Source organism: Pedobacter sp. 01N310 (genome assembly GCF_056399805.1).
The window spans coordinates 201725-215634 of the sequence record NZ_JBFTSB010000009.1; the positions used below are offsets into that span (position 1 = coordinate 201725).

12 protein-coding genes are annotated in these 13910 nt (G+C 39.6%); 3 read left to right on the forward strand and 9 right to left on the reverse strand.

Annotated features, from left to right (window positions below; all coding sequences use genetic code 11):
* Position 1 precedes the first annotated feature (1 nt).
* Positions 2-943: a phosphatase PAP2 family protein gene (locus AC1DNH_RS18385; RefSeq protein ID WP_477578502.1), complete on the forward strand. Its 942-nt coding sequence runs from the start codon at positions 2-4 to the stop codon at positions 941-943.
* Between the two features lie 120 nt (positions 944-1063).
* Here AC1DNH_RS18385 and AC1DNH_RS18390 read toward each other — a convergent pair whose 3' ends face one another.
* From AC1DNH_RS18390 to AC1DNH_RS18405, 4 genes are read right to left on the reverse strand one after another with little or no spacing between them, the layout of a single operon-like run.
* Entirely contained in the window at positions 1064-1990 is a 927-nt protein-coding gene (locus AC1DNH_RS18390; protein ID WP_477578504.1) for a metallophosphoesterase family protein, read from the reverse strand.
* Positions 1990-3780, reverse strand: a complete 1791-nt coding sequence (locus tag AC1DNH_RS18395) for a RagB/SusD family nutrient uptake outer membrane protein (RefSeq protein ID WP_477578506.1) — start codon at positions 3778-3780, stop codon at positions 1990-1992. The genes AC1DNH_RS18390 and AC1DNH_RS18395 overlap by 1 nt, the downstream gene beginning before the upstream one ends.
* 31 nt (positions 3781-3811) lie before the next feature.
* Entirely contained in the window at positions 3812-6226 is a 2415-nt protein-coding gene (locus tag AC1DNH_RS18400) for a SusC/RagA family TonB-linked outer membrane protein (RefSeq protein ID WP_477625564.1), read from the reverse strand.
* Between the two features lie 26 nt (positions 6227-6252).
* Entirely contained in the window at positions 6253-7020 is a 768-nt protein-coding gene (locus tag AC1DNH_RS18405) for a carboxypeptidase-like regulatory domain-containing protein (protein ID WP_477608196.1), read from the reverse strand.
* A 193-nt stretch (positions 7021-7213) separates the two neighbouring features.
* Here AC1DNH_RS18405 and AC1DNH_RS18410 point away from each other — a divergent pair, with 193 nt between their 5' ends.
* Positions 7214-7837, forward strand: coding sequence for a TetR family transcriptional regulator (locus AC1DNH_RS18410; RefSeq protein ID WP_477580601.1), 624 nt, complete (start codon positions 7214-7216; stop codon positions 7835-7837).
* Here the strand turns inward: AC1DNH_RS18410 and AC1DNH_RS18415 are convergent.
* Positions 7809-8069 (reverse strand): CBU_0592 family membrane protein, encoded by a 261-nt coding sequence (locus AC1DNH_RS18415; RefSeq protein ID WP_157280255.1) that lies wholly within the window; start codon positions 8067-8069, stop codon positions 7809-7811. The genes AC1DNH_RS18410 and AC1DNH_RS18415 overlap by 29 nt on opposite strands.
* Positions 8070-8277: 208 nt before the next feature.
* Here AC1DNH_RS18415 and AC1DNH_RS18420 point away from each other — a divergent pair, with 208 nt between their 5' ends.
* Complete coding sequence (locus AC1DNH_RS18420; RefSeq protein WP_477608194.1) at positions 8278-8598, forward strand: hypothetical protein; 321 nt, start codon at positions 8278-8280, stop codon at positions 8596-8598.
* Between the two features lie 341 nt (positions 8599-8939).
* On the opposite strand, the gene AC1DNH_RS18425 is transcribed toward AC1DNH_RS18420, so the two are convergent.
* The 4 genes from AC1DNH_RS18425 to AC1DNH_RS18440 form a co-directional block, all read right to left on the reverse strand.
* Entirely contained in the window at positions 8940-9761 is an 822-nt protein-coding gene (locus tag AC1DNH_RS18425; RefSeq protein ID WP_477580597.1) for a universal stress protein, read from the reverse strand.
* A 32-nt stretch (positions 9762-9793) separates the two neighbouring features.
* Positions 9794-11233, reverse strand: a complete 1440-nt coding sequence (locus AC1DNH_RS18430; protein WP_477608192.1) for an inorganic phosphate transporter — start codon at positions 11231-11233, stop codon at positions 9794-9796.
* 175 nt (positions 11234-11408) lie between these two features.
* The gene (locus AC1DNH_RS18435) at positions 11409-12503 is read right to left on the reverse strand and encodes a hypothetical protein (protein ID WP_477580593.1); all 1095 of its coding nucleotides are present in this window, start codon (positions 12501-12503) and stop codon (positions 11409-11411) included.
* A 95-nt stretch (positions 12504-12598) separates the two neighbouring features.
* A complete protein-coding gene (locus AC1DNH_RS18440; RefSeq protein WP_477580591.1) occupies positions 12599-13900 on the reverse strand; it encodes an autotransporter outer membrane beta-barrel domain-containing protein in 1302 nt (433 codons plus the stop codon).
* Positions 13901-13910: the final 10 nt, after the last annotated feature.

The following is a 13910-nucleotide window of genomic DNA, read 5'->3' on the forward strand; positions in this document are numbered from 1 at the left end:
CATGCAGCAAGAAGTATTGCTTAAAAACAGTTTTTATAATCTTCGGAATATTTATCTAACAGTTGCTATATCTGTTGGATATCTATTGTTATCAGTACTACTGGTCGGCTTTAAAACCGATCAGCTGGTGCTGATTTTTATTTTTAATGCTTTGTTTTTTATTTCGAAGGGAACCAGGCAGTTTATCCTCGGCTTTTCAATCTTTATTGTCTATTGGATTCTGTTTGATTACATGAAAGCCTTTCCAAACTATCTTTTTAATACGGTACATATTGAAGATTTATATGACCTGGAAAAAAATACTTTCGGCATTAACTACCATGGCTTAATACTTACACCTAACGAGTATTGGAAAATAAACAGTACAACATTTTTAGATGTATTAACCGGGTTTTTCTACCTGATGTGGGTACCTGTTCCACTGGCATTCGCTACTTATTTGTTCTTTAAGAATAAAGAACAGTTTGTTTGGTTTTCGCTCACCTTTGTGTGGGTAAATTTATTAGGCTTTGTGTTGTACTACGCTTTTCCGGCTGCACCACCGTGGTATGTGCAGGAGCATGGCTTCGAATTTATCGCGAAAACTGCCGGCAATACTGCCGGATTGGCCCGGTTTGACCATTATTTTAACATTACACTTTTTCATGGCATATACAGCAAAGGCTCTAATGTATTTGCGGCCATGCCATCGCTGCACTCGTCTTATCCTGTTATAGTTGTTTATTATGGTTTAAAAAACCGCTTGGGGAAAATCAATATTTTTTTTGCTGCCGTAATGCTTGGAATCTGGTTTTCGGCTGTTTATACCAGTCATCATTATACGCTTGATGTATTAGCCGGATTAAGCTGCGCCATAGTAGGTATTATTTCTTTCAATTATTTAATGCGGAATACTAAGTTGAAACAGTTTGCAGCAAATATGATAAGTGCCATTCGTAATTAAGAAAGCCCAATAACCGATCGGTTATTGGGCTTAGGGGCACAAGTTATTGGAATTAGGAATGAAACTAATTATTTAACACTTACCCATTTGTTTGAGCATGTGATCTGGTGCTCAAGATTATTAGAAAGTGTGTGGGAAATATTCGTTTTCAACTGTTCCGTCATCGTACATTTTAAGTATTGCATACCCGGGAGGTGTTTCCAGGTAATAACCTGGGCCCGCCGATTCTGCATCACCCTTGCCCCACCAAAAACCACTCATGGCTCCATTGCAACAGTAGCGAACACCATTGTAAACGGTTTGATCGGAAAGATGGTTATGGCCGCTGAGGCAGATTTTTACCTTATCCCGGTGTTTGTAGAAGAGATCTTTCAGTTTTTTACAATCCGAATGTCCGCCACCAACCAATACCTGGGTGGTGCCCAGGATTGGATAATGCGACATAAGCAGGGTAGGCGTACCAGCGGGCAGGTTTTTTAATTCCTGCTCAAGCCAGTTATACTGCTCATCATCAAGCGAAATTTTGCTGTTATTTCCATCAAGGATAATAAAATGCCAGTTCTTTTTGGAGAAACTATAATAACGGCTAGGAATCTTTAGCCGTTTCACAACATAGTTCTTTCCATACATTTCATCCTCTTTTGTAGGTGCTTTCCACCATGTATCGTGGTTGCCAATACAGCTGTGTATTTCGTATTTATCAATTGTTTTAATACAATCATCCCAAATACCCCATTGTTCGGTTACCTGGTTGCGTACTACATTATCGTAAGAAGCATCGTTAATCGAATCTCCTCCGTTTAAGAAGAAATCAATTTTATGTTTGCTGATAATCTGTTTTAAACAGGCTTTAAATCGCTCAGGAGCATTTTCTCCTGCACGTATGTGCACATCGGTAATATGTGGAACAGTAAGCATCAGTTTTTTACCTTTTGGTTTATCCAAAAGTGCTTCTGAAGCCAGTGCTGGTAATGTGCCTGAAAATGCAGCACCTGCTGAGATCCCTATGGCCTTTAGTAAAGACCTTCTTTTTATTTCTTTCATCATTACCAACCAAAAATTTGTTTCAGTTTAGGGTTTAGGATTACTTGTTGTTGCGGAATAGGGCGATAATAGAATTTTGGTTCCTCAAAAATTCTAACCACATTTTCTGTTACGATATTACCTCCAGTGTTGCCGTTCTTTAAATAAACCGTTGCATCAGTCCCGATTAATCCTGCACGGTAATAAATAAGTTTTACCCCAAGTGAGTTCTTTTCTTTCTGGTCTTCGCCAGGTATGGTTGCCGTTCTGTCAATCAGAATAATATCTTCAACCCCATCACCGGTAAGATCATATTTGCCTAATCCGGCGAAGTACATGCCTTCAGGACTTTTGGTAAGCAGTTTACCCACCTTCCAGCGCATTAAATCGTCAAAGCGCATGTTTTCGAAAGCATATTCTACCCTGCGTTCCCTTCTAATTTCAAGTATAACACCTGCGTTAGCGGTAACATTTGGATATTGCAACTGCAATGCTGGATCTGGATTGACGTTAGCCGTTGCCAGATTAAGATCGGGCAAGCCTGCTCTTCTACGAAGCAGATTTACCGATTGGTCTAGCTGGGTTTGTGTTAGTGTACCTAATTCGGCAAGTGCTTCAGCATAGGTTAATAGCACCTCTGCATAACGGTATACCGGAAAATCTACACTATTTAAGATCGAGTTATCGGTACTGTTTACATAACCTTTCAACTGATGGTAACCTGTAAAGTTTTTATTTAAGCGCTGAATATACGGTGTAGGATCGGGTACTCTTATCCACCCCGGGTAAACCATGGTCTGCGACATCCGTGGATCGCGGTTTTTAAATTCTGCTACAAAGCCCAGTTGTGCGTAGTTTGCTACATCAGTAAACCTACTTCCATCTTTCATTAAGTACGTTTGCAATAGGTCTTTGGCTGGTGCCTGCTCATAATCGCCAAATACAGTCGAATTCACATTCTGGCTTTTGCTCTTACTCAGGTCGAAGATGTTAACCAGAATCACTTCGCTGTTGGCAGTTAAATCCTGACTGGAGAAAAGCGTTGCATAATCTTGTTCCGGCTTTCCGGTATTGTAAATGTTAAATTTTTTGCCAGCGATGATCTCACCAGAAATTTTTGCTGCAGTTTCTAAAAAAGTATTTGCTGAACTACTTAAATTCAGTTCGTTATGGTATTTACGATAAGTACCTTCGTAAAGTGCTGCCCGTGCATACAAAGTGGCTACTGCCCATTTCCCCGGAGTACCCACCGGAACACTTTCCCTTACATTTTTATAGGCAAAATCTAAATCGGCCATTATACTGTCGGCAATTAATGTCCTTGGATCGCGGGCTTTGTAAAGTTCTTCATCGCCTGGTTCCAATGTGCCTGAATACCAGGGTACATCAGAAAAACGCTTTACTTTGTCTAAATAGAATTCGGCACGGTAATACCTGGCCAAACCTGCATAGTGGTTTTTAACGACAGCAGAAACCTGTGCTTTTCCATAGTTTTCCAGAAAGTAATTAATGTTTCTTAATCTGCCCCAGCTCCAGCCAGATGTAATATTCTGGGCATTTGTGTTACCCGTCATGACATTTTTTACCTCAACTGCCGCGGTGGTAGCTACGTTATCTGTACTCTGATCGTTAAGATAAGTATTGCGGTCTGGCTGAGAGAGTAGGCCATTTACGTAAAGCGAAAGATCACTTTCGGTATTAAAGAACAGGTTAGGTGAGATGGATGTTTGTGGGAAACGGTCCAGCCCAGCTTTTTTACAGGCTGCGAGCATACCCGCAGCTGCAATAAATACGATATATATATACTTTTTCATTTTTAAAATGATTTAAATGTGAGGGCTTAGGTTAAAAATCGAGGTTTAAACCAAAAGCATATCTGCGTTGGTAAGGGTATGCCCAGGCACTTGGTCCTTGATTAACCGCTTCCGGGTCGATAAACTTCTTGATTGAAGAAAACTCATATAAGTTTTCTCCTGTAACAAATACACGAAGACGGTTTACATGGAATTTTTTGGTCCATTGAACCGGTAGCGTATAACCAAGCGATACATTTTTGATTCTCAGGTAAGCACCATTTAGCAAATATTTAGTTTGGGGGATATCTAAACCCGATCCATAATTGGCATCAGCAAGCCACGATTGCAATACCGGGTATTGCGAATCGGTATTGGCATCAGCAAGTCCGGCAGCAATATATGACGCAGAGTGTTTAGCCCTTTGTTCTGGCGAATCAGCTGTTCCACGGTAAAAATCAAGGTTCCAAGGGTAAACGTTAGCATATGGCTGTTGATAAGGACCCCAGAAAAGGTAATGGTGCGGATAAAAATCTCTTTTTAATACGCCTTGCAAAAACACAGAAAGATCGAATCCACCCCAATCCATATTCAGGTTGGCACCAATGGTATAACGGTCAGAGCTGTTTCCAATGATTTTTAAATCTTTTGGATCGTTTGAACTCAGTCCTTTTTCTATTTTTTTGTTCCCGTCAAGATCTACATATTTTGGCCATCCCTCAACAATAGAAAGGGCTCCCCAAGGTATAAGTGCAGATTCATCTAAAGCGGCAATTTCCGCTTTATTACGGAAAACGCCATCATTCTGTAGTCCCCAAATTTCTCCAAGAACTTGTCCTTCGCGGTAATTTGAAAATAGGTTCTGATCATTTTTGAACTTGGTAATTTTGGCTTTAGAATCGGCCAGGAATACTTTTGCATCAAAGCTGAAAGGTTTTGAACCGAGATCAAACCTGTCTCTATAGGTTACCGAAAGTTCCCATCCTTTGGTGCGTAGATCGGCTGAATTCTGACGTGGTACACCGGTACCCAACACACCTGGTAGTTCTTGTCCTGCAGTAAGCATGCCTTTGGTATCGCGGATATAATAATCGAAAGTTAAAGAAAGTTTATCATTCAATAGGCCAATATCGGTACCCATATTCAAGGTAGAAACCCTTTCCCATGTATAGGTTTGAGGATCAACGCTTAGTCCCGGAGCCCCATTAATTACCTGGTTCTGCCCATTGCCACCAATTAAATAACCTGAAGTGCCTGGTACAAGAGATTGGATATAGCCAAAATCGCCCACATTCTGATTTCCAAGATCGCCATATGAGGTACGTAATTTGAAGGTAGATATTGCAGGTGAAAGTGACTTAAAGAAATCTTCGCCACTCACTATCCAGGCAAGCGATGCCGAAGGGAAAAATCCCCAGCGTCTGTCAATCGGAAAACGTGATGAACCATCATACCTTCCGGTAGCCTCCAGGATGTACCTGTTTTTGTAGGTGTAATTTAATCTCGAAAACGCACTATTGGTTGCATAAGCCGAATAGCCCGCACTGGCTGTAGCCGTACCGCTGGTAAGCGATAAATATGGCAGAGAAGAAGAAATAAGGATATCTTTACTTGCGTTTACAGTAGAATAGCTATAATCTTCGCTATTAAAACCTACCATTGCACTGAAGAAATGATCGCCTAGCGTTTTTTTATACGTGCTATATATATTAAATGCATTGTTATACAGGTAGCCATTGTTTTCGGTTACTGAACCGTTTCCACCTTCTTCGCGGATATCATTTGGGCCATAGCCAATTTTGTATTTTTTACTATCGTTATGTGTTTTCCAAAGCTCGCGTTTAAAAGATGCATCAGCATTTACCTGAAGATCGCCTTTTAAAAATAAGGCTGTAGCACTGGTAATGTTCTGGAAACCAAACATGTTTTGAAGGTTGTTCCCTCCATCAACAAGTTTTGCAGCCAATTTACCAGCAGCGGTATTTGCCCAGGTACCATCAGGGTTTTTAGCCACATCGGTAGGCATGAGGTAATACAGATCGGTAATGTTTCCGTTGGGAAGTGCTCTTTTGGTCTGATAAATATTCAGGTTATTATCAACTTTAAGCCACGAAAGCGGAGAAAAACCCACTTTTGACCTTAGTCCATAACGGTCCCAATAATCGGCAGTAAGTTTGTTTAGTCCGTTATCTCTGCTGTAATCTGCTGAAAGGTAATAGGTTAATGGTTTTTCGTTTACGGCAGCTCCACCAGAAAAGGTAAGGGTATGGCTTTTAGATAAACTCGAGTTATTGAAAAAGTAATTGTACCAATCGTTGCTACCCATATAGGCCCATTTGGTAGGATCGGTTGGGTTTAACCGGGTATCGGCTATGGAAGGATTATCTGACCGTTCCTTTGCCCAGCGGTAATACTCATCGTTATAATTCACATAATCCCATGGGGTATTATCCGTAGAGGTTTCCAAAACCCTCGAAAAAATATAAGGATCGGTTACTGGTTTAGGTAATAGGGTTGGTTTTCCCCAAGATTGCGGGTATTGTAGCTAATTACATTATTGCCTGCAGCACCTTGTTTAGTGGTAATCAAAATTACGCCAAATGCGGCACGTGCTCCATAAATGGCTGCCGATGCCGCATCACGCAATATTGTAAACGAAGTGATATCAGAAGGGGTTAAGCGTAACATATCGTCATTGCTTGTAGCAGGAATACCATCAATAACAATTAATGGCGAGCCACCGTTAATAGAAGTATATCCCCTGATGTTGATGTTGGGTACACTGCCCGGCGCACCACCTGCATAAGTGATATTCAACCCAGGACTGATACCCTGTAAACCCTGCAATACGTTGGTTACCGGTCTCGATTCGAGCTGCTTGCCAGAGATCTGATCAATTGCGCCGGCAACATTGATTTTTTTCTTGGTTCCAAACCCAACTACCACTACCTCATCGAGGTTGGCAAAGTCAGGAGATAGAGAAACGTCGATTTTTGTTCTTCCAGCAACGGCAATTTCCTGCTGCTTGTAGCCGATGTAGGAAAAAATAAGGGTGGCATTAGGTTTTACACTGCTTAAGGTGTAAACACCACTACTGTTGGTAGCGATGTGCAGGTTTGTGCCTTTTACAGTAATGTTTACGGCAGGGAGCGTTTCGCCCGTCTTTGCGTCAGAGACCACACCTTTAATGGCGATCCCTTGAGCAAAGCCACTAGCGGATAGGATCAACAGCGTGAACATCCAGAATAGCTTTTTTTTCATTTTTCTTATTATTTAGTTGTTTGATTTGGAATGATAAGCACTTTTCAGCGGCGCTAAATTGAACATATCATATTAAAGTTAAGTTAAGACTAAATTAATATATTAATTGAATGTTCATTCAATCTATTAAGAAAAATAAATTTGCAGAATACAACTACTTTTGATTAGTTTGCCTAATTAAATTAACTGCACGATGGGACGTAAAAGTCTAAAAGAGACAAGACGACTGGAAATTATTAAGGTATTTTACCAGGTGGCCAAGAAAGAGGGTTACGAAAATACCTCTATTGCGAAGATTGCAAAGGTGATGGATATTAACCCAAGCCTTATTATTCATTATTTTGAAACCAAAGAAGGACTTACCTATGAACTGATCGATCATATACTCGATCGGTATTTATTGATTTATACGATAAAGCACAAAGGGAAAGCAAAACTAGATGATTTACAGGGCACTATTGAAATGCTGTTTTCTAAAAAATGGAACCTGCTTTTTGATGATGGATTGTTTTATACCTTTTATGCTTTGGCATTCAGGGAGAAAAAGATCAAGTTGAAGTATAAACTTATTTTGGATGCCCTCCGCAATGGTCTAGCTTTAATGATTGAACAGTGCAACGAACAGGATATTACACATGTGGAGAACCCTCAGGTTGCCGCTGATTTTATTTTTGTACTGGTTGATGGTGCATATTTTTACCTTTCAATGGAAAGCGATAAAAAAGCATATTTAGATCGTTTAGCGTATTATAAACAAAAGGCATATGATGCTCTTTCTATACCACCCCTTAAGGCTGTTTCTGCTCCCGTTTGCTAAACTGCCTGCTTAAAGCATACAAACCAATAGACATCCAGAGCACATTTGCTGCGGCATTTGGTAGATCGTGGGTGTCTAACGCAGTTATAGCTAAACATAAACCACCCAGTATGTTAAGTGCCTGAAAAGAGAGAGAATCGGCACGGATTAATTTCATGCTTAAAAAAAGGTACCCAAGTGTACAAAATAGCACTCCAGACCATCCGATAATTGACATCACTAAATTCATCATGTTGTATTGTTTGCTAGTAAAGCTATGAAATAATGTGATTACATCTATAGGAATCAGCGGGCAAAAAATCACTTTGGTTTAGATTTTTGCAGCCTAAATAATTGCTGAAATAGATTTGTTTGCTGCGTCACATATTTTAAACAGCACTGTGTATTTTAAACACAAACTGTTATATTTAGCTGAAACAAAAGTAAATATGGATTTGAACATGGTTACCCTCAGCGTGATCAATTACATTAATGATTATGATTATTATAACTCGCTTACAGATTTAAATAGCGATACAAATTCAAAATCTTTTACCAAACTGAACGAAATTAGGGAAAGGAATAAACGTCATATTACAGAGCTTTTTCCTAATGTGAAATTTCGCGATAGTAAAAACCAGCTACTTGCAGTGGGCAGTTTTAAGCATGCGGTTAAAGCAAGGATCGAAACATTATCGAAGAAGGAAATAGAAGATTATCTCGAAACATTTAAAAAAGATGCTAAAAAAATAGCCAGGTTTTATAGAAGGATCAGGAAATAACTGCGAAAATTCCCTGATACTGAGGTGATAAACCTGTTTTGGTATTGAACAGGTTATTTTATATTAACATTAGCACTGTATTTTTGGTTATCTATATGGTTAGTATAAGTTTTCAATTTTTTGTATCATGACAGCAGCAATCGATTCAATCGGCAACGACCATTTTCAAGGCGTATGCCCATGTGGTAAGGGTGATAAATCGGATATGGAAAGAATTCCACGGACATTTATGATGAAAACCCTGTTATTCTGGTTACCCGTGAAACGTTATAGGTGTTACCGCTGCATGCGTAACCGCTGGGTACTTGGAAGAAAATCACATCAAATCAGCCGATAAAAATCTATTCGTGTAAAACCAGGATTGCTTTTACTGATTTGTTTAATACCTGATTAACCGTACTACTGGTAAATAACCGGTAAATAATATTGTGGTGATGTTTAACTAAACAAAGTATATCAGTGTGGTTGTTTTTAATGAAATCCATAATACCGTTTGGAGCACTACTGTCCATAATGTAGTTAAATTCTATTTCTGTATCTGGAAGTAACGCTCTAATTCTTTTTTCTCCGGTTTGGATATGTACCTCATCCGATTTCTCAGCAACATAAAGTACCTGCATTTTTCTTGTACCCGAAGCTTTTAAGAGTTCGCTCAGTGCTGTAATATCTTTAGGTGATAAAACGGTTTCATAGTCTGTGGCCAGTGTAATAATCGGGAAGTTTGTAAAACTGCTTTCTAAAGGAACAATTAGCGTTGGGATTCTCATTTTAGTAACCACCATACTAGCGTTGCTACCCACAATACCACTAATGCCGGTTGCCCCGGTAATGCCCATTACCAAAAGTTCTACCGGATTGTTTTCGGTATGATTGGTAATTACTGCCCTTAAAAAACCAACATCGCATTTAGTTTCCAATTTAATATCAGTGTGGTTTTCTTTTGCTTTAATGTTTTCGGCCCATTCTTTTAAGGCGATCCTTTTGTTTTCGTAATAGGATTCGATAAAAATGGCATTATAGGTACTGTTGTTTATGCCTTCGGTAGGGTGGATGGCGTGGATGGCCACAACCTCCATTTTTAATGTTTTTGCCATAGCCAAAGCGTAAGCCAGGGCATTTCCTGCACTTCTCGAAAAATCTGTTGCTACAAGTATCTGTTTCATTTTTTGAAGGATAAAATGGGATTTGAAAGAGGTTAGATAAACAAATGAAAAAGCATAAATAACAAGATGGCTAAAACGATCGATACCGGCAGAGTAAGTATCCAGGCTAAGCCAATATTTTTTAAGGTATTATTGTTTAAATTTTCTTTTCCGCCAGAGGCCACCATGGCACCGGCTATTCCGCTCGATAGTACATGTGTGGTACTTACCGGTAATCCGAAGGCGGTACTTAAACCGATGGTAGATGCGGCTACAATTTCAGAAGTTGCACCCTGAGCATAATTTAAATGTTCATTTCCAATCTTCTCGCCAATGGTAACCACTATACGTTTCCAACCGATCATGGTGCCAAGGCCCAGTGAAATGGAAATTAAAAGTACAACCCATAAAGGTGCAAACTCAACCACTTTAGCTAATTCGGTAGTATTATCAGCAAGAAGCTGATCGTCTGCTTTGTTAATTATCAGTGTTTTATCTGTCCTTACTACTTTTACCGAAGCAATTACTTCTTCTATCTGCTTACGGAAAAGATAGGTATTTTTTTTATCTGTTTCATTTTTTAGCGACAGGTGGAATTTAGCCTTATCTATTTTAGTTACCAGTGTATTAATATCCAATCTTTTGCCCTGATTAAGCGCTGCTGTTTTTTGAAGTACCTGTTCGGTTTGGTTCAATTGGAAAAGTACTTTATCATTCGGGATATGGTGATTTACTGCAAATTTTGCAGGCAAAAAAGCAATCAGGATCAGCATAAGCAAACCAACACCCTTTTGTCCGTCGTTACTGCCATGGAAAAAGCTAACTAAGGTACAAGTGGTGATGAGTAAGCCCCTAATGAGTAAAGGAGGACGGTCGTTTTCACCGTGTGGGATATGGAAAAGCGCATGATACTTTACGGTATGTTTTAAAAAGTACATCAGCAAAACGGCAAGTCCAAAACCAATAATGGGCGATAAAATTAACGATAAGCCAATTTCTTCGGCCTTGCCCCAGTTTACGCCTTTACCTCCGTAGTACCAGGTAAAGGCCAGGCCAGCACCAATCATAGCGCCTATCATAGTGTGCGAACTCGAGCAGGGGATACCCAAATACCAGGTACCCAGATTCCATGCGATTGAGGCCAGTAAAACGGCCAATACCATAGCAGCACCCACGCCAATAGGAAGGTTCATTAAGGCATCTAATGGAACAAGTTTTAAAATGCCCATGGCTACGGCAATCCCACCGGTAAATACACCCATAAAATTCCAGAACCCCGACCATGGAATAGCGATAACAGGTCTAAGTGCTTTGGTATAAATCACTGTAGCTACCGCATTGGCCGTATCGTGGAAACCGTTAACAAATTCGAAACCAACCACGGCAAGTAAGCAGATTATAAAAATGATGACAAGAGGAGTACTTAAATCGGTGTTTCCCAGAAAGGGAATGATGTTGCAGAACGACGGCATAAGATCAGTTTGGATATCCATAGCAGATAACGGTATCTGCGCTATTCAAATAAATGAATAAGTAGCTGATTTAAATCGTGTTGTAGGTTAAATGATTGTTATCAATAGGTTAATGCGCAAATTGTAATAAAAGAAAAAGGGAACACCTAGTGCAATTGCTTGGTTTTCCCCATTTTCTATAAAATAAATATAAATCCTATTGAAAATACTGAGAAAGATCTGTTAATCTTCCACCTGATACATAAATAGATCTGGTTGGAGTGGTAACAGCTGTTCTGGCATCTGCAATTACAAATAACTTTGATTTTCCTGCTTCAAAATTTATCCCGTTTTCAGCAAAGGCTGCAGTGATTCTACCCTCATTAGGCTTTAGCGTATAACCATTAAGCACTAAAGGAGTACCAGGAGTATAAGGCTCGGTATTGGTTCCTTTTTCAACAATATCAAAACTGTAAATATAATTTGTCCCTGGTAAAGGAGGTAGTTCTATCGAATTAAAAGATCCATTTTTAGGTAAGGTAAATCTAAGCTCGGGTGTTACTTTTGCTCCGGCAGTTGTATTCGATGCAGTTTTAAGCCTGGTATAGAAAACAAGGTCTACATCAACATTTTTAAATTGATTCGGAAATGTAGTTTCAAATTTAGCTGTCAGCATCATGTTAGCAAGATTAACAGGTGGATCAACTTTTACATTATCGACTATTTTAATGCCATCAAAAAAGAAGCCGATATTTTGCTGTGCCGTGACCGATTCGATTGTTTTGGTTAAGAGAATAGCAGTTTCTCCTTTTTTGCGGACGGTGATTTCTCTTGTAGTACCTTTATCAATCAGGACGGAAGATAATTTATCTATGGCGCCATTACCTGAAGAAAATAGAGTCCCATCCAACAGGAATTCGAGTTCGCCAGATAGTGCATAGCCTTTAAGTCTTAATGAAATGGCATTGTTATATATTTTGGTCCCATCATAAAACAGGCTAATATTCTGATCGAATGGAGTAGCCATAATGGTTCTGGTAAGCAATATTTCGGAAGTACCCTTTTTTCTGATCTTTAAAACGGCATTCTGGTCTTTTACGGCAAGCAAGGTTTTTAAACTGATGCCACCTGCGGGCGGAGTAGCTATTATACTGTCTTTATATAGGTATTCGAGCTCAACACTGGTTGTCCCACTAATGCTTAGCTGGATAATTTTAACTGGTTCTGGCTGTAGGAGTTCTGCTTTGCGACAAGATAAACTTAAGACTGCAAGAGTAGAAAGAAAGAAAAGGGTAAAAATTTTTAGTTTCATATAAAGTGTCATTACATTTAAAAACAGTTGCCTGTTTTTATAATAAAGAGACCATACCCTAGGGTATAGCCTCTTTGTGTTAAGAGAGAAAAAAATTAGAATACAAGTTTAGACCAGCCAGCTGACCAGGTTGGTAAAGTAACCGTAGCTGGAGAACCTGGCGTGTTGTACCATGGTTGGCTTACACCAAAATAACTTGCATTGGTTGGGTTAACAACTAATGAGTTACCACCACCATCAACGTAAGTGCCAGATGCTGTAGTGATTGCGTTAACGAAACCATGAACAGATGTAGTACTGATACTTGAAACACCGGCTGGAGCATCTGCATCAAATGCGATACCTGTGTTGTAACCAGAAACAATTACATCGATCAAATCAACTTCAGAACCTCTACGCTCGCGGATACCGTTACGGTAACCTAAACCGGCAATACCTGAAGGATTTTCAGTTCCGAATATACTTACGTTAATTAAAGTTGGGTGTGTTTTAGGGGTTAGGCTAAATGTAGCATCTTCTGCAGTCGCATTGTTATCAGATTCGATACCGTTAGAATCGCTGTTACCACCACTTGTACTGTGGGTTGAATTTTTATCGGCAATGGCTACTGCATCACTTAATGTACCTGTAAAACCATTGTCGAAATCAAATTGATCATCATCAGAAGCTAAAGCAATTAAATTGCTTGCGTTAACTGTACCACCGAAAAATTCGAATCCATCATCAAGACCGTAAGAAACCTGTACGTGATCGATAGTTGTACCGCTACCTACACCGCCTAAAGTTAAACCGTTAACCTCAACGTTTGGAGCCAACTGGAAACCAGCATACTCAATACGTACATATTGGAAGGTACCACGGTTATCGGCATCGTCAGAACCTCCGTAATGGAATTTAGATTCGTTAGCTAAACCTTCAATCAGTTTATCACCAACGTTGATCGTTGCATTACCTAAAATAATGGTACCACCAAAATCACCAGGTTTACCTGTTGTGCTGGCATCACCATCTAAAAGGTAACGGCTGGTGAATACAATCGGATCGTTAGCTGTACCAACAGCATTAATGGTACCGTCTTTTGCAATAACCAATACACCGTTCTGTACACCAGGAGTATTAACTGATGCTTTGATATAAGTACCAGCCTGGATGGTTAATGTTGCACCGTTTCTAACCGTTACTACACCACTAATTTCGTAAACATTTCCTGGGGTCCAGGTAACAGAGCTGGTAATGTCTCCGCTAACGGCTACAACAGGTAATGATGATTGTGAATAATCTGCGGCTGAAGTGCTGCGGTTGCCAAATGCAGGAGAACCACCTTCATTTTTTTTACAAGCTGTAAAAGAAACAGCAACAATTGATAAAAGACCGATTAAATTTTTGAAATTTTTCATTTTCGTTTTT

Bases quoted from the DNA above. Each gene is read 5' to 3' on its own strand.
- AC1DNH_RS18390 (WP_477578504.1), bottom strand. From the start codon at position 1,990: ATGATGAAAGAAATAAAAAGAAGGTCTTTACTAAAGGCCATAGGGATC.
- AC1DNH_RS18415 (WP_157280255.1), bottom strand. From the start codon at position 8,069: ATGATGAATTTAGTGATGTCAATTATCGGATGGTCTGGAGTGCTATTT.
- AC1DNH_RS18395 (WP_477578506.1), bottom strand. From the start codon at position 3,780: ATGAAAAAGTATATATATATCGTATTTATTGCAGCTGCGGGTATGCTC.
- AC1DNH_RS18425 (WP_477580597.1), bottom strand. From the start codon at position 9,761: ATGAAACAGATACTTGTAGCAACAGATTTTTCGAGAAGTGCAGGAAAT.
- AC1DNH_RS18405 (WP_477608196.1), bottom strand. From the start codon at position 7,020: ATGAAAAAAAAGCTATTCTGGATGTTCACGCTGTTGATCCTATCCGCT.
- AC1DNH_RS18430 (WP_477608192.1), bottom strand. From the start codon at position 11,233: ATGGATATCCAAACTGATCTTATGCCGTCGTTCTGCAACATCATTCCC.
- AC1DNH_RS18420 (WP_477608194.1), top strand. From the start codon at position 8,278: ATGGTTACCCTCAGCGTGATCAATTACATTAATGATTATGATTATTAT.
- AC1DNH_RS18385 (WP_477578502.1), top strand. From the start codon at position 2: ATGCAGCAAGAAGTATTGCTTAAAAACAGTTTTTATAATCTTCGGAAT.
- AC1DNH_RS18440 (WP_477580591.1), bottom strand. From the start codon at position 13,900: ATGAAAAATTTCAAAAATTTAATCGGTCTTTTATCAATTGTTGCTGTT.
- AC1DNH_RS18410 (WP_477580601.1), top strand. From the start codon at position 7,214: ATGGGACGTAAAAGTCTAAAAGAGACAAGACGACTGGAAATTATTAAG.
- AC1DNH_RS18435 (WP_477580593.1), bottom strand. From the start codon at position 12,503: ATGAAACTAAAAATTTTTACCCTTTTCTTTCTTTCTACTCTTGCAGTC.